The organism is Limosilactobacillus gastricus DSM 16045, assembly GCF_001434365.1.
GTDB classification, from domain to species: domain Bacteria; phylum Bacillota; class Bacilli; order Lactobacillales; family Lactobacillaceae; genus Limosilactobacillus; species Limosilactobacillus gastricus.
In genome coordinates, this window is sequence record NZ_AZFN01000001.1 from 60,161 (window position 1) to 79,411 (window position 19,251).

The window sequence follows — 19,251 nt, forward strand, 5'->3', positions numbered from 1 at the left end:
AAAACTAAATGGAATTTGCCGCCGTTATCCATCGTCCAGATAGTGAAATGGCCTATTTTAAAAATGATGTTTTTCAAATTCGGCTTAAGACCAAGCGAGATGATCTAAAAAAAGTAGCCTTAATTTATGGTGATCCATATTCGTTGATTTCTGAAAATTTAGATCCTTTTTATCAGCATCCGCAGCCAATGGATAAGATCTTACAAGATCAATATTATGATTACTGGGAGCTAGAAGTTCGGTTGGCGACCAAACGCTTGGCCTATGCCTTTGTTTTGGTTGATAGTGACGACGAGGCATATTATTACAATGACCAAGGCTTTTGGCCCGTCGATCACGACGCTTCGTTGAATAATGCGAATAGTTATTTCCGTTTGCCTTACGGACATGAAATTGATGCGATTCATGTCCCAAGCTGGGTAGCTGGGACCGTTTGGTATCAGATCTTCCCAGAACGGTTTGCTAATGGTGATCCAACCAATGATCCAGCGGGAACAAAATCTTGGAATCCTCAGGATCATCCGTCCCGCACGGCTTATTATGGTGGTGATCTGCAAGGAATTATCGACCATCTGGATGATCTAGAAAATTTAGGGGTAACTGGTTTGTACTTTAACCCGCTCTTTTTAGCGCCATCTAATCATAAATATGACACGATCGATTTTTTCCAAATTGATCCTCATTTTGGGACGAATCAATTATTCGGGGAACTAGTGCAGGCTGCCCATCAACGTGGGATGCGGGTGATGCTAGATGCCGTTTTTAACCATCTGGGAATCAATTCTCCTCAGTGGCAAGACGTCATCCGGCATGGTCAGGAATCGGTCTATGCAGATTGGTTTCATATTCATCAGTTTCCGGTCACTTATAAGTCAACTAGCAACCCTGAGTATTCACCGGCGATTTCTTATGAAACCTTTGCCAACAACCCACAGATGACAAAGCTAAATACGGCTAACCCTGAGGTGCAAGCTTATTTGTTATCCATTGCCACCTATTGGGTCAAAGAATACGATATTGATGCCTGGCGTCTTGACGTAGCAAATGAGATTGATCACCATTTTTGGCAAGCTTTTCACCAGCGTATGCTGGATCTCAAACCTGATTTCTACATATTAGGAGAGATTTGGCATCGAGCTCAAGCCTGGTTAAATGGTGATCAATTCTCTGGGGTGATGAACTATCCATATGCTGGTTTGATTATTGATGGGATTATTAAACGCCAGCTAAGCTTAAACCAGTTAAGCGCTGGATTAAGTCGCCAATTAATGCTGTATCGCGACCAAACCAATATGTTGATGTTCAATACGTTAGATTCACATGACACTGCGCGTTTAATGACCATGGCTGCTGGTAATTATCGCCTGGTTGAATTAGCGATAGCCTTTTTGATCCTGCAGCCAGGAATGCCATCACTTTATTATGGAACCGAAATTGGGATGGCTGGTAATAATGATCCCGATTGTCGAAAGCCAATGAATTGGCAACCAGACGCGAAGGGAAGGAATTTAGCGCAACAGATTAAGAAATTGATTGCATTTCGGCATCGATATGGAGCCTTATTAACCGCTGGTAAAATCAAATTTGTTGTCGTTGATCCTGATCGAATTCAGGTGGTGCGTTTTAATGACCACCAGCAGATCATTGGTGATTTTGATTTAGGGTCTAATTCTTATCAATTACAAGTAAAGTAAAAAGCACCCGCCAAATTTTGGCAGGTGCTTTACTTTATTCTTTATCATTTAGATCTTTGTCGCTGTTTGGTCGTGCCACATGATAATCATCATCATTCATGGCTTCGACTTCACCTAAACGATAACCATTCCCGACTTGACTAAAGAAGTCATGGTTAGAAGTGGTTGTTGAGATCCCGTTCATTACGATTGGGTTAACATCAGATGAAGTATCAGGGAAGAGCGGATCTTGGCCCAAATTCATCAAGGCTTTATTAGCGTTGTAGCGGATGAAGGTTAAAACTTCTTCAGTCCAGCCAACTTGGTCGTACAACATATGGGTGTATTTTTCTTCGTTATCATACAGGTCATATAAGAAGTTGTAGAGCCAGTCTTTCATGTCTTGTTGTTGCTTTTCGCTTAATTGGCGCATGCCAACTTGGAATTTATAACCAATGTATGTTCCGTGAACTGATTCATCCCGTAAGATTAACTTGATGATTTCGGCAACGTTATTTAATTGGTTGTGTCCCAAATAGTAAAGTGGGGTGTAGAAACCAGAGTAGAATAAGAAAGTTTCTAAGAAGACGTTGGCGACTTTTTTCTTCAGAGGGTCCGTATTAGCATCTAGATATAGATTCCCGATCTTAATGGCCTTATTTTGCAAGAATTCTTGACTATCGGACCATTCAAAGATTTCATCAATCTCATCCGGAGTGTTTAACGTAGAAAAGATGGTGGAATAACTTTTTGCATGAACTGATTCCATGAATTGGATGTTATTTAAAACGGCAGTTTCATGCTGAGTTTGAACGTTTTCTTTTAAAGCCTTCAAACCTTCTTCGGATTGTAAGGTATCCAACAGGGTCAACCCACCAAAGACGTGACCGACCACCCATTTGTGATCATCGTCTAATTGGCGCCAATCGTCCAAGTCATTGGAAACTGGGATCCGGGTATCTAACCAGAATTGTTCGGTTAGTTTCTCCCAAGTTGCTTTATCAATCATGTCGGAAACCTGGTTCCAATTGATTGCATCGTAGTGAGTTAAACTCATGATAATTCTCCTTCAATTATTGATTAGATTAGGAATAGTATACACTAAATGACACAGCTTTCGCATTGGTTTGCTCCAATTTCATCCTCATCATCGGTGAAGGTCCGAATGTAGTAAATGGACTTAATGCCACTTTGGTAAGCATAGTGACGTAGGATGTTTAGATCCCGTGTCGTCATTTTATCAGTTCGACCATTCTTCCATTCATAGAGACCTTCAGGAATGGAGGAGCGCATGAAGAGGGTCATTGATAAGGCTTGATCAACATGTTGTTGCGCCGCCGCGTAAGTATCAATGACCGAACGCATATCAGTGTCATAAGCTGACTTGTAGTATTTGATGGTGTCATTGTTTAAGTATGGGGCTGGGTAATAGATCTTCCCAATCATTTTTTCTTGACGTTCTTCAATCCGGTTAATAATCGGATGTAAACTTGAGGTTGAATCACCAATGTAAGAAGTCGAGCCGTTAGGAGCGACTGCCAACCGGTAGGCATTGTAGATGCCGTCTTTCATAATGTCAGCTTTTAAAGCTTGCCAATCTTCAATTCCAGGAATAAAAATCCCGTTGAAGAGGTTCTTAACCGCTTCTGATTGAGGGCCCCAGTCCTTGGTAACATATTTGTCGAAGTATGAGCCGTCTGCATAGGTGCTCTTTTCAAAATTATAAAAGGCCGTTTGCCGTTCTTTAGCGATCTCGTGAGAGGCTACCAAAGTCCAGTAATTCAAGAGCATAAAGTAAACGCTGGTGAATTCAATGGCCACGGGACTGCCGTATTGAATATGGTTTTTAGCAAGGTAACCGTGTAACCCCATGGCACCAAGGCCGATGGCGTGTAATTCATCATTCCCTTTTTGGATTGATGGGACAATATCAAGGGATTCAGAATCACTAATCCGGGTAAGTCCATAAGTCATTGCCCGGACAGAACGACCAAAATCTGGAGTTTCCATTAAGTTGGCCACATTGGTGGAACCTAGGTTACAGCTCACATCAGTTCCGAGTTTAGCAAAGGATTGATCGTTATTGATGATTGAAGGAGACTGAACTTGGGCAATTTCGGAACAAAGATTACTCATAATGATCTTGCCATCAATGGGGTTCTCCCGGTTTTCCATATCAATATTGACGATATAGGGATAACCAGATTCTTGTTGGAGTTTACTAATTTCGTCCTCCAGATCCCGTGCGTTGATCTTATATTTAGTGATTTCGTCATTAGCGACCATGTTATCGTATTCAGCGGTAATATCGACATAAGAGAATGGGACGCCGTAGACGCGTTCAACATCATAAGGGCTGAATAAGAACATTTCCTCATCATTTTCGACTAGTTCGTAAAATTTGTCAGGAACTGTAATACCGAGTGAGAGAGTCTTGATTCGAATTTTTTCATCGGCGTTTTCTTTTTTAGCCGCTAAGAAGGAGATAATGTCAGGATGGAAGACGCTTAAGTAAACAACACCAGCACCTTGGCGTTGGCCAAGTTGGTTGGAGTAGGTGAAACTATCTTCTAATAATTTCATCACTGGAACTACTCCACTAGCAGCGCCTTTAATCTTCTTGATTGGCGCCCCTGCTTCACGAAGGTTGTTCAAACTAATTCCAACCCCTCCACCGATTTTGGATAATTGCAGAGCGGAGTTAACTGTCCGCCCAATAGAATTCATATCATCTGTTGCTTGGATTTCAAAACAAGATACAAATTCTCCCCGTCGCTTCCGACCAGCATTTAAAAAGGTTGGGGTGGCAGGTTGGTAGCGTTGATGAATTAATTCATCGGCGAGGTCTTGAGCTAACGCTTGATTACCATTTGCTAAAAAGAGGGCATTCATGGCGACCCGATCGATATAGTTCTCTAAGTAGTATTCTTTATCATTGGTCCGTAAAGCATATTGGGCATAGAACTTATAAGCGGCCATAAAAGACTTGAAATGGAAATCTTGTGCTTTCAAGTAATCATATAGCTTTTCAATGAATTCGATTGGATATTGCCGAATAAAGCCCGCTTCAATATAGTCATTATCAATTAGCCAATCCAAGCGTTCGGCGACTGAAGCAAATTGTTTGGTGTTTGGTTTAACGTTAGTTTCAATAAAGTCCACTAATGCTTCGTGATCTTTTTCTAATTGAATTTGACCATTTTTAGGGATATTGATCTCATTATTAAGATCAAAATACTTAACTTGTGTCATATCTAGGTCAGATAATGCCATGTGAAATACCTCTTTCTGCGTAAATTGGGCAAAATAAAGGAGCGAGATAGAACTAAATTTTATGGAATTTAGTTCGTCCTCTCGCCCCCGCAAGGACCGTTGAAGTTTAAATGAAATATAGGTAATCATTCGTTCAACGGTGTATGCGATTTTCGATTAAGCAATAACCGAATTAATTGAAGTGATTATGCTAAACCACGTAACATGTCAGGACGGAAACCAGAAAAGGCATTTCCGTCAGGTAATTGAACAACTGGTGTTGCCATGAATCCGTTGGCCTTTAATTCATCAACGAATTCAGGTTGTTCGTCAATATTGTGTTCAACAAAAGCCACGTTATGTTGTTCTAAAAATTTCTTTGTCATTTTGCATTGAATACAATTGTTTTTTGAAAATACAGTTACCATTGGTAATACCCCCTCGAGTCGTTCTCCGTTTAATTGATGATATTAGTATAGTCGTTTTTAAGTATAAATCAAGTAGAAAAACACAATATCTTGTGTTTTTGTATTTTTAGTTACTAGATATAGGGTTAGAGAGAAGGCTTTCATTCTTTGCCGGCTACGAGATTTGACCAACAAGAAATGACTTTGGGCTTATGTTAAAATGATAAAACTAAGTGAAGTTAGCCTCAAAAATGAATGAGGTAAAAATTAACGGAGTGTTATTTTGGCAACGGAACGTGAGATTACTTTTTATATGAAAGAAGCCCTTAAAGAGGCTCGAGATGCAGCGTTAATGAATGAAGTGCCAATCGGGGCCGTGATTGTTCATGACGGTCAAATTATTGGACGAGGTCATAATATGCGAGAACGTTACCAAGATGTAACCTATCATGCAGAGATTTTGGCCATTAATGAAGCTAATCAAGCTTTACGAAGTTGGCGGTTAGAAAATTGCGAATTATACGTGACCCTAGAGCCATGTATCATGTGCAGTGGAGCCATTATTAATGCCCGAATTCCTCGCGTTTATTACGGAGCGGCTGATCCGAAAGCGGGAGCAGTTCATAGCTTATACCAACTGATGAATGATCAACGATTAAATCACCAGGTTGAAGTTCATGCAGGAATTATGGAGGCGCCCTGTCAACAATTACTGAAAGATTTTTTTCGAGCAATTCGTCGTCGTAAAAAAATATTGAAACAAAAGCCGAATAGATAACTAGTTTTTTTAATGAGGATAGTGTAAGATAGTTAATGCCGAAAGGTCATAAAGCAAGGAGACGCTTACGAATCGTGTCAGGTCTGGAAGGAAGCAGCACTAAGTTTGATGTTTCTTGTGCTTTATGTTAGATAGTTAATAATAGGAGATCGGAATTTTTCGATCTCCTTTCTTATTTAATTAAAGGTCGGTATAATGGAGATTAGTAAATTGAAAATGAGGGAGAACAAACTGTGAGCTATCAGGCTTTGTATCGGGTTTGGCGGCCGCAACGATTCATGGACGTTGTGGGTCAAGAAGTGGTCACGAAAACCTTAAAAAATTCAATTATTACGAATCAGATTAGCCATGCCTACTTGTTCGCTGGGCCGCGGGGGACGGGAAAGACTTCGGCCGCTAAAATTTTCGCCAAAGCAGTTAACTGCCATCATAAAGTTGATGGGGAACCATGTAACGAATGTGAGACCTGCCGAGCAATCACGAAGAATCAATTAAACGATGTCATTGAAATTGATGCGGCTTCTAACAATGGGGTTGAGGAAATCCGTGATATTCGAGATAAGGCTAAATATGCACCAACGGAAGCGGATTATAAAGTTTACATCATTGATGAAGTGCATATGCTTTCAACTGGGGCCTTTAATGCCTTATTAAAAACATTGGAAGAACCACCAGCTAACGTCATTTTTATCTTAGCTACAACGGAACCGCATAAAATCCCGCTGACGATTATTTCGCGGGTACAACGGTTTGATTTCCGGCGGATTTCTTCGCAAGATGCCTTTAAACGAATGCAATATATCCTGGAACAAAAAGGGATCACTTATGATGAACAAGCACTCTGGGTGATTGCTAATGCTGCTGAAGGTGGAATGCGGGATGCCCTGAGTATTTTAGATCAAGTGATCTCTTATGGGGATAACCATGTTGATGTGGATAATGCCTTGTTAGTGACGGGCAGCATTACACGTAAGTTACTGATGCAATATTACTTGCAAGTAACGAATCACGAAAGTGCGCAATCTCTAACCACCATGACCGAGATTTTAGCTGCTGGTAAGGATGGGCAAAGGTTTACAGAGGATTTAATTTCTCTATTACGAGATGTGCTACTCTATCAAGAATCACCAGATTTGATCGATCCAGCAACAACGGGGCTGGAGGCTGATGACTTTGATCAGATGAGTCAAAATGCTTCGGCTGATCAGCTTTACCAAATGATTGATGTCATTAATCAAATTCAAGATGAAATGCGATTTACGACACATCCCGATGTCTATTTAGAGGTTTTAACGGTTCGTTTAAGTCAGACTAAACTAGTGGAAACTAATCCGCAGCCAGCCAAAGAAGATCCGCGGCTTGCACAGTTACAAAAGCAAGTTGAACAACTGGAAATGCAGTTGCAACGAGTATCAACTAATCCTGCACTAGCCAAAGAATCGCATCGACCAAAACCAAAAAAATCAGCGAAACGATTTAATTTAGCGCCTATTCATGAGATCCTGGGTCAAGCCACTCGGAAAGATTTAGACAGTCTCCAAGAACTTTGGGGAGATATGTTGAATATGTTAGAACCGGCTCAACGGTCCTTAATCCATATTTCCGAACCTGTAGCGGCTAGTCCTTCTGGTGTGGTCGTGGCTTTTGATAACCAATTTTTGTTCCAACAAGCCTCCGAGAGTACTTTGGGGGCAAATATGGAAGCCAGTTTACAGCGGTTAACGGGGAATGAACGAAAAGTGGCCTTTGTTCCTAAAGCCAAGTGGCCTGAAATTCGTCATGATTATTTGGCTAACCATGGCTTTTATCAAAAGTCAGCTGAGTCAGCAGACAAACCGGCGACCGATCCAGTGGTTGAGCAAGCGGCACAATTATTTGGTCAAGAAAATATTACTGTACAAGATGATTAACAAGAAAAGAAGGTAAACAACAATGATGCGTGGAATGAATATGCAACAGATGATGAAGCAAGCACAAAAAATGCAAAAACAAATGATGGCTGAACAACAAGAATTAGCCGAACAAACCTTTGTGGGCAAGGCCCCTGATGAAATGGTCGTGGCGACCTTTACGGGTGATAAGAAGTTAACAGATTTACAAATTAAACCAGCCGTGGTGGATCCCGATGATGTCGATATGCTTCAGGACATGGTTTTGACGGCCATTAATGATGGGTTGGAAAAAGTAGATCAAGCGACCCAAAGTAAGATGGGCAAGTACACGCGTGGGTTAGGAATGTAGGAGTTAAGGCGGATGCAGTATCCAGAACCAATTGCTAAGTTAATCGACAGTTATATGAAACTACCAGGAATTGGTGAAAAGTCCGCAACTCGCTTAGCTTTTTATACATTGGGGATGGCCGATGATGATGTGAAAGATTTTTCGCTCGCTTTACAAGCAGTGAAACAAGATCTACATTTTTGTACCATTTGTGGCAATATCACGGAAGATGATCCCTGTCCCATTTGCAAAGATCCAACTCGTGATCAAAGCCAAATTATAGTGGTGGAACGCGCCCGAGACATTATGGCAATGGAACGGATGAATGAATATCATGGATTGTACCATGTTTTAAACGGGACCATTTCGCCTAGTGAAGGCACGGGACCAATGGATATTAATATTCCTAGTTTGATTGACCGTTTAAAGCAACATCCTGAAGTACAAGAGGTGATCATTGCGACGAATGCTTCCATGGATGGGGAAACGACGGCCCAATATTTAGCTAAGTTATTAAAGCCAGCAGGAATCAAAGTCACGCGGCTGGCTCATGGTTTATCAGCCGGGGCTGATATTGATTATACTGATGAATTAACGCTATTTAGAGCCGTCCAAGGACGGATTGAAATGTAAGAGGAGCAATCCATGACAGGGAAGTTTATCTCTTTTGAGGGACCTGATGGGGCCGGAAAAACGAGTGTCATTAAAGCGATAGTTGACCGGTTAGCTGACGTAAAGTTGGCTAATCAAGTGGTTTTAACCCGAGAGCCTGGGGGAACTCCCATTGGGGAAGCAATTCGTGACCTTTTATTATCATCTAAATCGGTGGATATGGACGGTTGGACGGAAGCATATTTATTCGCCGCATCACGACGTCAGCATGTTGTTGAAAAGATCAAGCCAGCGCTAAAGTCCAATCAAATTGTTATATGCGATCGTTTTGTAGATAGTTCGGTTGCCTATCAGGGACAAGGCCGTCAACTTGGTTTCGATCAGATTTGGGAGCTAAATCAAGCGGCGGTTGGTGATTGCTTGCCTGATTTAACGTTTGTCCTTGATTTGCCAATTGAAGAAGGACTTCAACGGATTGCGCAACACCGCACAGACCAAATTAACCGGCTAGATGAAGAAACCTTAACTTTTTATCAGCGAGTTCGCCAAGGCTTTTTAAAGCAAGCCCAGCGTGATCCCCAACGGATCGTCGTTGTTAATGCAAGTCAAGAGCTAACAGCAGTCGTTAAGAATGTTTGGCACCAAATGGCAGAACGATGGCCAGAACTAAAAAATGAGGATGCTTAATCATGAAAATGGTAATTGCAATTGTGCAAAAAAAGGACAGTAATCATTTACAATCAGCTTTGATTGAAGCGGGATTTCGTTCAACCCGACTTGCCAGTGTCGGAGGTTTTTTGAGTGAAGGAAATGTGACCTTTTTAATTGGGGTAGTTGATCCCCAGATTCCAATGGTGATGGAAATAATTCGGGAGCATGCACAATCCCGTGACCAATTTGTTTCATCGCCAGCTGCCACCGATTTAGGCCGCTCGACCATGCCGGTGAATGTCCAGGTTGGTGGAGCGACGGTGTTTGTACTCCCAGTGGAACAATTTGAACAATTTTAAGTAGGAGCCAAAATGACGGAAAGTTTGTTGACAGCTAATGATCGGCAACCCCAGCTAGTAAAGCGTCTGCAAGGCTTAATTGATCATAATGAGTTAGCACATGCCTACCTATTGGTGGGACCAAGTGGATCCGGAAAGAAATTGTTGGCACAATGGGTCGCTTTGCGGCTTTTTTGTTTATCGCCAGTCAATTCGCAACCAGATTTAACCTGTGATGAATGCCAGCGGATTTTGTCTAATAATCATCCTGATTTAGTGGTAGCTGAGCCAGATGGTAGACAAATTAAAGTTGACCAGATTCGGCACTTAAAAGATGAGTTTTCAAAAAGTTCAGTCGAAGGCCGGCAGAAGGTATTCATCATTGAGGATGCTGAGAAAATGACCGTTAATGCCGCGAATAGTCTGTTGAAGTTTATTGAAGAACCGGGTACAGATATCTATATCTTTTTATTAACAACGAATAAAAATGCGATTTTACCCACTATTCAATCACGGACCCAGGTAATCGAGCTTCAACCGGTCAGTGATGAAGTCGGTCGGGAGTTGATGACTCAAGCTCAGATTCCAGACTATTTGCAACCAGTTATTTGGGGCTTAACTAAGTCAGTCGATCAAGCCCAGGAACTACTGGAGAATGATTGGTTAAGCCAAGTTGTTAAATTATTGGTCCCTTGGGTGCAGAAGTTGGCCGGTGGTGATTGGCTAGCTTTTGTTGAAGTGCAAACCAAGTGGATACCTCTGGCAATTGATCGAGCACATCAACAAGTAATTTTTGATCTGATCATGCTGGTGGTTCGTGATCTGCTCTTTATTAAACAAGGGGTGGCAACTAACTTAATTCACTTCCAACAATGGTATCAACCATTAAGTGAGGTGGTTAATCGCTTGAGTTCAGAGCAAATTTTATTCATTAGTGAACGAACCCTAGGACTGCGGCACCAACTAGATCAAAATATCAATTTTCAAAATATCTTAGAACAGTTTGTGTTACAATGCTTTACACGATTAGGCGGATACCATAGAGGAGCTTAAGATGACAGAACGGGTGGATAAAGGGAATTTATATGATCGATTAAATATGATCACCCAACAAACAAAAGCTCTGGTAGAAAATATGGAAATTCTCCAAGAGCAAATGAATTCCGTTTTAAAAGAAAATGCGGAACTTACAATTGAAAATAATCATTTACGTGAAATGTTGGCCCAACAAAATGTAAAAGCTGATGAAGGACTATCGGATTCACGGAAAAATTTGCAAAAGCTATATCAAGAAGGCTTCCATGTTTGTAACGAATATTATGGAAAGCGACTAGAAGATGATGAGTCATGTACTTTTTGTTTAGATGTCATCTTTAATGATCAGCGAGGCAAGTGATAATCATGCAAGCAATTTCAAGCTTTCAAGAATCAATAAATGGACGATTATATTTAGTCCCAACCCCAATTGGCAATTTGGATGATATGACTTTTCGTGCGATTAAAGTCCTTCGTGAGGTGGATTTGATTGCTGCTGAAGATACTCGCCATACCCGACAATTATTAAATCACTTTGAAATTGATACACCCATGATTAGTTTTCATGAACATAATACTGAACAACGGATCCCGCAGTTGTTAGAACGTCTAAATCATGGTGAATCAATTGCTCAATGTAGTGATGCAGGGATGCCATCAATTTCTGATCCAGGGAAAGAACTGGTGGCGGCGTGTGTTCAAGCGAATATTCCGGTAATCCCTTTACCGGGAGCCAATGCAGGCTTAACAGCATTAATTGCTTCGGGATTAGTTCCGCAACCATTTTATTTTTATGGTTTTTTAGAACGGAAAACTTCGCTTCAACAAGAGACGTTAACAGCGCTGAAAGAGCGTCAGGAAACGATCATTTTTTATGAGGCGCCACATCGGCTAGCTAAAACTTTACAAAATATGGTAGCGGTTATTGGCCCCGAGCGTTCAGTGGTATTAGCGCGAGAACTTACTAAACGATACGAAGAATTTATTCGAGGTAGTCTCGCAGAGGTTTTAGCCTGGGCCCAAACCGACCAGGTACGCGGTGAATTTGTAATTTTATTAGCAGGGAATTCTGGGGATGATAAGAGTTCAGAGATGACTGAGGATCCAATTGAGCAGATTAAGCACTTAATTGATCAAGGCGAGAAAGTGAACACCGCTATTAAATTAGTAGCTAAAAAACGCGGCCTCAATCGACAAGCGCTTTATCGAGAATTTCATAACCTTTAGGAGCTGATATTGTGGAATTTTATGAAATTAAACATCAATTAAATTATTATGAATGTGATCCCGCTGGTCATCCCACCTTAAGTACTCTGATTAATTTGGCTGTATTAGCCGCTGAAGCCGACAATCAAGTAAATGGGGTGGGCCTAGCCACCGTTAATCAATTTGGTGGTGGTTGGGTTATTATCAATTATGCCGGTAATTTAAGCGTCCATACCGCTCGCAAAGAAGAAGAATTAAAGATCGGCACACGGGTTGAGTCTTATAATAAATTTTTTATTATTCGAGATTTCTATGTTAAGGGGCCTGATGATCAAATTTATGCTGAATTTAAGGGCACCTTTGTCTTCATGGACTTGGTTAAGCGTAAGATAATGACTATTCCTCAAGCTGTAATTGATCTTTTTGATATGGATCCAGTCCGTCGCTTACCACGCCTTCCTCAACCAGGTGATTTTGAACGGTCACCGGAGTGGGATCAACAGACCTACCGGGTCCGGTATTTTGACATTGACATGAATGGTCATGTTAATAACGCCCATTATTTTGATTGGATGTTAGATCCATTAGGCGGAGAATTTTTAAGTCATCACCATTTAGTTGCCATGCGAATTACTTTTGCTAAAGAGGTTCGGATGGATGAGATTATCACCAGTTCCGTTAGTATCCCTACCCCATTGGAAGATGGGCGCTTAATGACGCAACATTTAATTGAAGTAGATGGGGAAATTAGTGCGAAGGGCGAAAATTATTGGATTCCGCTTGAAAAATGAAATTTTAAGAGCATGAAAGCGGTTTTGTGATAAACTCGTAGATGAATCAATTATGTATTGGAGGATGAACAGATGTCCATTTTAGTTGCTGGGGGAGCCGGATATATCGGGTCCCACATGGTGAAACAATTAGTTGAATCAGGCGAAGAGGTCGTGGTGGCCGATAACCTTTCGACTGGTCATAAAAAGGCTATTAATCCTAAGGCTAAGTTTTATTATGGTGACATTCGCGACCGGGCCTTCTTAGATCGGATTTTTGTGAACGAAGATATCACGGCCGTGGTTCATTTCGCAGCTTTTTCGATTGTTCCTGAATCGATGCAAGAGCCCTTAAAGTATTTTGATAACAATACAGGTGGGATGATCACTTTATTGGAAGCCATGCGAGATTTTAAAGTTAAATACATTGTCTTTTCATCAACGGCAGCAACTTATGGGATTCCAGAAACGATGCCGATTAAGGAAACCGATCCACAACAACCAATCAATCCATATGGTTTATCAAAATTAATGATGGAAAAAATGATGGCTTGGGCTGATGAAGCATATGGCATTAAGTTTGTTGCCCTTCGCTACTTTAACGTGGCGGGAGCAGCTGCGGATGGTACGATTGGTGAAGATCATGGTCCAGAAACTCACTTAGTACCAATTATTATGCAAGTGGCACAAGGAAAACGAGCTGAGTTGAGTATCTTTGGTGATGATTACAACACCCCAGATGGTACCAACGTCCGCGATTATGTTCATGTGATGGATTTGGCGGATGCTCATATCTTAGCCTTGAAGTATCTGGAAGCTGGTAATCCAAGCAATGCCTTTAACCTAGGGTCATCAACTGGTTTCTCCAATAAGGAAATGCTTGAAGCAGCCCGTGAAGTTACTGGTAAAGAAATTCCGGCAAAGATTGCGCCTCGTCGTCCCGGCGATCCAGATTCATTAGTAGCCGCTAGTGATAAGGCTCGGGAAGTATTAAACTGGCAACCCAAATATGATGATGTGCACGATATCATTGCAACGGCTTGGCAATGGCACTCAACTCATCCTAAGGGTTACGACGATCGGAATTAAATTTAATTTTTTAAATCGCATTATGGGATTCCATAGTGTGATTTTTTTATCCTTGCCTTGAAGTTAACAGACTACCGGCTAATATGTTAAGATTGTACAGATTATTAATTGAAAGGATAGAAACAATGAAAATACTGGCTATTGATACTTCTAACCAGCCGATGGCAATCGCTTTAGTTGAAAATCGTAATTTAATGGCGACGACGACATTAAAAATGGTTAAAAATCATAGTGTTTATGTTTTGCCGACGATTGATCGATTGATGGAAATAGTTAAGTGGACTCCTGAGGATTTGGATCAGATTGTCGTTGCCAGTGGCCCAGGATCTTATACTGGAATTCGAATCGCGGTTACCACCGCCAAGGTCTTAGCGGACACGTTAGGGATTAACTTGGTTACTGTCTCGAGTTTGCAAGTCTTGGCAGCTAATATCCCGCCGTTGACGAACGAAATTATTGTTCCCTTTTTTGATGCGCGCCGGGGGACGGTTTTCGCTGGTCAATACCAATGGCAAAATGGTTCCTTGCTAAATATACAAGCTGATCAGCATCTTGAAATGGCCGACTTAATCAGCCAATTATCAAAGTGCTCCGCTTCAGTTGTCTTGGTTGGTGAAGTGACAGCTAAATTGACCACGCTGTTAGCTGATTTGCCGCAAGGAATTCGGTTAATGACCGCCGTTAGAGCCTTACCGTCAGCTTATCAACTGGCTTTATTAGGGAAAGCAAAGAAACCAGTAGCGGATGTCAATACGGTGGTCCCAAGATATTTACGGCGGACCGAAGCGGAAATGAATTGGTTGCAAACCCACCCAGAGGGAATGGATCACGATTATGTTCAACGGGTTTAAAGACTGGTTACACAAGCGATTTGACGCTCCTGAACCAATTAGTTTTGGAACGGTTGAAGAGCAAGTTATCCAGAATCAAGTGGTATTTCGCCAAGCATATGCTAAGGATGCCGATGCTTTCGAAATTATTGAGCGGCAAATTTATCAGGCTTCACCGTGGGGACGTGTGGGCTTTTTAAATGAGTTATATCATCGAGAACGCTTATATTTAGCCATCATGGTTAATCAACAAACGGTTGGGTACGCAGGCATGTCATTTAATCGCCGTCAATTAGATGCTCATATTACTAACCTGGGGATCATGCCAAATTTCCAAGGGCAAGGAATTGGCACCAAAGTCATTCAACACTTATTGGAAGTTGCTCAAACACAGGGAATGTTAACAGTTTCTTTGGAAGTGAAACAGCATAATCCTGGAGCTCAACGTTTGTATGAACGATTAAATTTTGAATTGTTGCGTGTACGACATCACTACTATCGAGATGATGGGGATGATGCCTTAGAAATGGTAATTAGCTTGCCGATGAGGGGAGGAAAAGGATGGCAAAACAAGAATTAATTTTAGCCTTCGAATCCAGTTGCGATGAGACCAGCGTAGCCGTAGTGGAAAATGGGCATAAAATTTTAAGCAACATCGTTGCAACGCAAATTGCTAGTCATCAGCGTTTTGGGGGCGTGGTACCTGAAGTGGCCAGCCGTCATCATATCGAACAAATTACGGCATGTATTAATGATGCCTTGTTGGAGGCTCAAGTAACCTATGACGATTTAACGGCGGTGGCAGTTACCTATGGGCCGGGCTTAGTTGGATCATTATTGATTGGAGTAACCGCTGCTAAAGCGGTGGCTTGGGCCCATCATTTGCCATTAGTGCCAGTAAATCATATGGCTGGTCATTTATATGCGGCACGGTTTGAACACGAATTTTCCTATCCACAAATGGGACTATTGGTTTCTGGCGGCCATACGGAGCTAGTTTACATGGCGGCGCCACACGAATATCAAATTATTGGTGAGACCCGGGATGATGCCGCCGGCGAAGCCTATGATAAGATTGGGCGAGTGATGGGGATTGCGTATCCAGCTGGGAAACAGGTTGATGAAATGGCTTTACAAGGAACTGATACCTTTCATTTTCCTCGAGCCATGGAAAAAGAAGACAATTTAGACTTTTCTTTTTCAGGACTAAAAAGTGCGTTTATTAATACGGTGCACAATGCTCAGCAACGAGGAGAACAACTAGATGCTAATGATTTAGCAGCCTCTTTTCAGGCGAGCGTGGTGGATGTTTTAGTTGAAAAGACTATCAAGGCGCTGGATCAATATCCGGTTAAACAATTGATTTTAGCCGGCGGAGTTGCTGCTAATCGAGGATTGCGGTCTCGTTTGGAAGAGGACCTAGAAAAATTTCATCCTGAAGTTGACTTACTCAAGGCCCCTTTAAAACTATGCGGTGATAATGCGGCGATGATTGGAGCGGCTGCTCATGTTGGTTATCAATATGGTGATCGGGCGGATTGGTCTTTAAATGCTCAACCTGGCTTATCGCTATAAAAATGCTAATTCTTGATAATAAAAAACGGATCCTAATTTAGGGATCCGTTTTTTGGGTGTGAGGTTAAAGTTTAAATAGTTTGGTAGCATTCAACCCGGCTACGATCCTTCGTTCATTTTCTGGTAGCGAAAGTGAATTAAAGTAGGTAATCTCTTGTTTTAATGGATTAAAGGGATAATCGGCAGAGAACATCAAATGGTTAACCCCCACTTTTTTGTAGACGAAATCAAATAAGTCAGGATCATGGAAACCGGATATTGTGTAATATACATTGTTTTGTAAGTAGTAAGGGTAGCAATGATTCAAATTTGCACCGGTCGCATTTTTTAATCGCTCCATAAAGAATGGGATCCCTTCGCCTAAGTGTCCAACAATAATTTTTAATTGAGGATGGCGATCAAAAACCCCGGTCACTACCATTTTTAACAGATGGGTGCCAGTCTCAATATGCCATCCCCATCCGCCAGAGATTAGCACATTTTTCGCATATGGATCGGCAACCTGATAATAGGCGTCTAATACCTTCTGAGGTGGAACAGCAGGATGGATATAAATGGGGGCATCTAATTTCTCGGCCATAGTTAATAAAGGTTCAAATTGAGGTTCATCAAGGTAATGTCCGTTGATGTGTCCATTAATCATCGCCCCAACAAAATAGCCTGTTTCCATACAGCGTTTTAGTTCTTCTGCTGCGGTAATCGGATTAACGGTTGGCAACGCTGCCCAGCCTCGAAAGCGCTCAGGATATTTTTGAATACGTGTTAATAGTAGATCATTAGCTAATCGAGCATAATGTTGAGCCAAAGGCTGGTCTAATAATTCCATATTGGCTGCACATAAAGAAACTATTTGCATATCAACGTTATTTTGATCCATTAAGGCAATTCGGTCGGGGTCTAAATCAGAAATGGCTGCCGTGATTTTTTGGAATTCTTGGGGGGATCGCATCCGTTTCACTGCTTGGATACTTTGATATCCAGGACTGGCGGGTGCCTCATATAATTCGCGGGGGCACCAATGCTCTTCTAAACTTATTAATTTCATTTAATATTTTCCTCGTACAATCCAAATAAACCAAACATACATAAAAGGTGAATTAAGTGCTAGTAGCCAGCTGGGGGCGAAAGGACATACTAAGCTATAGCCAGCAATTAAGATACCTGTCAGAATTCCGCAAACTTGAATAACGCGGTTTTTAGTAGTGAGGGATGAAGAAATCATCCAGATCCCTTCAAAAATATGAGCGGCGTATCGTACGGTATTAGGCATGGTGAGACTGACTGTGGCAATCCCTAGACTAAGATTACCGCTGATCCCATAAAAATTATTTAAATATAAGAGACCACTTAAAACATCTAAGATAATCCAATAGGTCCCAGCCTTTTTACCCCAATCCGGTACTGGTAATTTATTAATGAAGAAGAACATCGATAAATGCCAGATTAAACCAAGATATTCTCGTAAGTATTGCCCCATTCCACTTGTGAAAGCAAAAAATGGGGTTGAGACAATGAGTAAACTAAATGCAATCCAGGACACTGTACGCATTGAAGGTAAATAATCATCTTCAAGCGTCAACCAATTTTTAATTTTTGACATTATAACCTCCTAAAATGATATCTGAATTTTGTATTTTGATCTTAATGTATATTAGCTCGTGATACAATGGCAAGGGAACTAAAGATACAAATGAGGTTAAAGATGTATCATATTAAAGAAGATCAACGAAGTATCCAATCGGCTCAGCTGATTTCAGAAGGGCTAGCGATGGTTCTCAAAAAGAAAGATTATCCAGATATTAGCATCTCGGAAGTATGCAAGATTAATGGCATTGCACGCACGACTTTTTATCGTCATTTCGATACTTTAGACGATGTTTTAATGTATCAATATGATCAATTATTCCAGCAATCAATTCGAAATTATGCTGACAATTCATATGAACCGGTGAGTTTTGCAAGACTATTACTACAAATTGCAACTGAAAATCCAACCTTAACTACAGCGATTATCAAGAGTGATCGGCGTGAACTGTTAGTTGCGGCCACTCGATCGAACGAAAAGTTGATCATGGACTTACTTCAGATTCAACTTTCGAATAAGGATTTGTCATATTTAACAACCTTGCTCACTTATATTGCCTATGCAACTTTAAAAGAATGGGTAGAACACGGTTGCCAAGAAAGCCTTGACGAACTCTATGAATTAATGAAACGGGAAGTAAAGTTTATCGCAAACCAATTTTAATTTCTGCTGTGGTGAGAATTAGTTTGACTTTTACGTTGTTATTAAATATAATTTGATAGTCGAATCTTTTGATATTCGAAATAAATGCAAGGTAGGTGACACAATTGGCAATCATGACAGCTCAGGAAATCATGGATTTAATTCCTAACCGATTTCCAATCTGTTATATCGATTATGTTGATGAGATGGAGCCGGATCAAAATATTGTGGCCACGAAAAATGTAACCATTAATGAATCATTCTTTCGTGGACACTTTCCCGGAAATCCAGTAATGCCTGGAGTTTTAATTATTGAAACTTTAGCCCAAGCGGCCTCGATTTTAATATTAAAATCACCATCATTTTACAAAAAGACGGCCTATTTAGGCGCCGTCAAGAACGCCAAGTTCCGAGGTATGGTTAAGCCAGGCGATGTGATGAAGTTACACATTAAGATGCTAAAAACCCGATCTCGGATGGGAATTGTGGATGCAGTGGCGACAGTTAACGATAAGAAGGTCTGCAGTGCAGAATTAACCTTTATCGTGGCTGATCGTGAAGAAAAGATTTAATGAGACCATCATTCTA

At 41.1% G+C, this 19,251-nt stretch carries 22 protein-coding genes and 1 other RNA gene; 18 read left to right on the forward strand and 5 right to left on the reverse strand.

The features are described from left to right. Positions 1–8: 8 nt before the first annotated feature. Positions 9–1,694, forward strand: coding sequence for a glycoside hydrolase family 13 protein (locus tag FC60_RS00290; RefSeq protein WP_056936545.1), 1,686 nt, complete (start codon positions 9–11; stop codon positions 1,692–1,694). A gap of 34 nt (positions 1,695–1,728) precedes the next feature. Here FC60_RS00290 and nrdF read toward each other — a convergent pair whose 3' ends face one another. The 3 genes from nrdF to nrdH form a co-directional block, all read right to left on the reverse strand. Continuing rightward, positions 1,729–2,730: a class 1b ribonucleoside-diphosphate reductase subunit beta gene (nrdF, locus tag FC60_RS00295; RefSeq protein ID WP_007121919.1), complete on the reverse strand. Its 1,002-nt coding sequence runs from the start codon at positions 2,728–2,730 to the stop codon at positions 1,729–1,731. A gap of 44 nt (positions 2,731–2,774) precedes the next feature. Further along, positions 2,775–4,946 carry a class 1b ribonucleoside-diphosphate reductase subunit alpha gene (gene nrdE / locus FC60_RS00300; RefSeq protein ID WP_056936546.1) on the reverse strand — a complete coding sequence of 724 codons (2,172 nt, stop codon included), beginning with the start codon at positions 4,944–4,946 and terminating at the stop codon, positions 2,775–2,777. 185 nt (positions 4,947–5,131) lie between these two features. Further along, positions 5,132–5,353 carry a glutaredoxin-like protein NrdH gene (gene nrdH, locus FC60_RS00305; RefSeq protein WP_007121917.1) on the reverse strand — a complete coding sequence of 74 codons (222 nt, stop codon included), beginning with the start codon at positions 5,351–5,353 and terminating at the stop codon, positions 5,132–5,134. Positions 5,354–5,645: 292 nt separating this feature from the next. Between nrdH and tadA the strand changes: the two genes are divergently transcribed. From tadA to tsaD, 15 genes are all read left to right on the forward strand, one after another. Beyond that, positions 5,646–6,110, forward strand: coding sequence for a tRNA adenosine(34) deaminase TadA (gene tadA / locus FC60_RS00310; protein ID WP_050950798.1), 465 nt, complete (start codon positions 5,646–5,648; stop codon positions 6,108–6,110). A 45-nt stretch (positions 6,111–6,155) separates the two neighbouring features. Continuing rightward, positions 6,156–6,242: signal recognition particle sRNA small type (gene ffs / locus FC60_RS09225), an RNA gene on the forward strand. Positions 6,243–6,343: 101 nt separating this feature from the next. Next, on the forward strand, positions 6,344–8,020 hold the full coding sequence (dnaX, locus tag FC60_RS00315) for a DNA polymerase III subunit gamma/tau (RefSeq protein WP_056936547.1): 1,677 nt from the start codon (positions 6,344–6,346) through the stop codon (positions 8,018–8,020). A 22-nt stretch (positions 8,021–8,042) separates the two neighbouring features. Further along, a complete protein-coding gene (locus tag FC60_RS00320; RefSeq protein WP_007121914.1) occupies positions 8,043–8,351 on the forward strand; it encodes a YbaB/EbfC family nucleoid-associated protein in 309 nt (102 codons plus the stop codon). A gap of 12 nt (positions 8,352–8,363) precedes the next feature. Beyond that, complete coding sequence (gene recR, locus FC60_RS00325; RefSeq protein WP_056936548.1) at positions 8,364–8,963, forward strand: recombination mediator RecR; 600 nt, start codon at positions 8,364–8,366, stop codon at positions 8,961–8,963. A 12-nt stretch (positions 8,964–8,975) separates the two neighbouring features. Continuing rightward, a complete protein-coding gene (tmk, locus tag FC60_RS00330) occupies positions 8,976–9,629 on the forward strand; it encodes a dTMP kinase (protein WP_056936549.1) in 654 nt (217 codons plus the stop codon). A gap of 2 nt (positions 9,630–9,631) precedes the next feature. Continuing rightward, positions 9,632–9,952 (forward strand): cyclic-di-AMP receptor, encoded by a 321-nt coding sequence (locus FC60_RS00335; RefSeq protein WP_007121911.1) that lies wholly within the window; start codon positions 9,632–9,634, stop codon positions 9,950–9,952. Between the two features lie 12 nt (positions 9,953–9,964). Beyond that, positions 9,965–10,984: a DNA polymerase III subunit delta' gene (gene holB / locus FC60_RS00340; RefSeq protein ID WP_056936550.1), complete on the forward strand. Its 1,020-nt coding sequence runs from the start codon at positions 9,965–9,967 to the stop codon at positions 10,982–10,984. A gap of 1 nt (position 10,985) precedes the next feature. Continuing rightward, positions 10,986–11,327, forward strand: a complete 342-nt coding sequence (locus tag FC60_RS00345; protein WP_056936551.1) for a DNA replication initiation control protein YabA — start codon at positions 10,986–10,988, stop codon at positions 11,325–11,327. Between the two features lie 5 nt (positions 11,328–11,332). Next, positions 11,333–12,193: a 16S rRNA (cytidine(1402)-2'-O)-methyltransferase gene (gene rsmI, locus FC60_RS00350; protein WP_056936552.1), complete on the forward strand. Its 861-nt coding sequence runs from the start codon at positions 11,333–11,335 to the stop codon at positions 12,191–12,193. Between the two features lie 11 nt (positions 12,194–12,204). Next, a complete protein-coding gene (locus tag FC60_RS00355; protein ID WP_056936553.1) occupies positions 12,205–12,963 on the forward strand; it encodes an acyl-[acyl-carrier-protein] thioesterase in 759 nt (252 codons plus the stop codon). Positions 12,964–13,035: 72 nt separating this feature from the next. Then, on the forward strand, positions 13,036–14,031 hold the full coding sequence (gene galE / locus FC60_RS00360) for a UDP-glucose 4-epimerase GalE (RefSeq protein WP_056936554.1): 996 nt from the start codon (positions 13,036–13,038) through the stop codon (positions 14,029–14,031). A gap of 125 nt (positions 14,032–14,156) precedes the next feature. Then, on the forward strand, positions 14,157–14,882 hold the full coding sequence (gene tsaB / locus FC60_RS00365; protein WP_056936555.1) for a tRNA (adenosine(37)-N6)-threonylcarbamoyltransferase complex dimerization subunit type 1 TsaB: 726 nt from the start codon (positions 14,157–14,159) through the stop codon (positions 14,880–14,882). After that, positions 14,866–15,441 (forward strand): ribosomal protein S18-alanine N-acetyltransferase, encoded by a 576-nt coding sequence (gene rimI, locus FC60_RS00370; protein ID WP_056936556.1) that lies wholly within the window; start codon positions 14,866–14,868, stop codon positions 15,439–15,441. The genes tsaB and rimI overlap by 17 nt, the downstream gene beginning before the upstream one ends. Further along, on the forward strand, positions 15,423–16,436 hold the full coding sequence (tsaD, locus tag FC60_RS00375) for a tRNA (adenosine(37)-N6)-threonylcarbamoyltransferase complex transferase subunit TsaD (protein WP_056936557.1): 1,014 nt from the start codon (positions 15,423–15,425) through the stop codon (positions 16,434–16,436). The genes rimI and tsaD overlap by 19 nt, the downstream gene beginning before the upstream one ends. Positions 16,437–16,500: 64 nt before the next feature. Here tsaD and FC60_RS00380 read toward each other — a convergent pair whose 3' ends face one another. Together FC60_RS00380 and FC60_RS00385 are read right to left on the reverse strand one after the other, a co-directional pair. Beyond that, positions 16,501–17,481 carry an amidohydrolase family protein gene (locus tag FC60_RS00380; RefSeq protein ID WP_056936558.1) on the reverse strand — a complete coding sequence of 327 codons (981 nt, stop codon included), beginning with the start codon at positions 17,479–17,481 and terminating at the stop codon, positions 16,501–16,503. Further along, positions 17,482–18,036, reverse strand: coding sequence for a hypothetical protein (locus tag FC60_RS00385; RefSeq protein WP_056936559.1), 555 nt, complete (start codon positions 18,034–18,036; stop codon positions 17,482–17,484). It lies immediately after the preceding gene. Positions 18,037–18,138: 102 nt separating this feature from the next. Between FC60_RS00385 and FC60_RS00390 the strand changes: the two genes are divergently transcribed. Next, positions 18,139–18,684: a TetR/AcrR family transcriptional regulator gene (locus FC60_RS00390; protein WP_056936560.1), complete on the forward strand. Its 546-nt coding sequence runs from the start codon at positions 18,139–18,141 to the stop codon at positions 18,682–18,684. Positions 18,685–18,788: 104 nt separating this feature from the next. Beyond that, complete coding sequence (fabZ, locus tag FC60_RS00395) at positions 18,789–19,235, forward strand: 3-hydroxyacyl-ACP dehydratase FabZ (protein ID WP_040467929.1); 447 nt, start codon at positions 18,789–18,791, stop codon at positions 19,233–19,235. Positions 19,236–19,251: the final 16 nt, after the last annotated feature.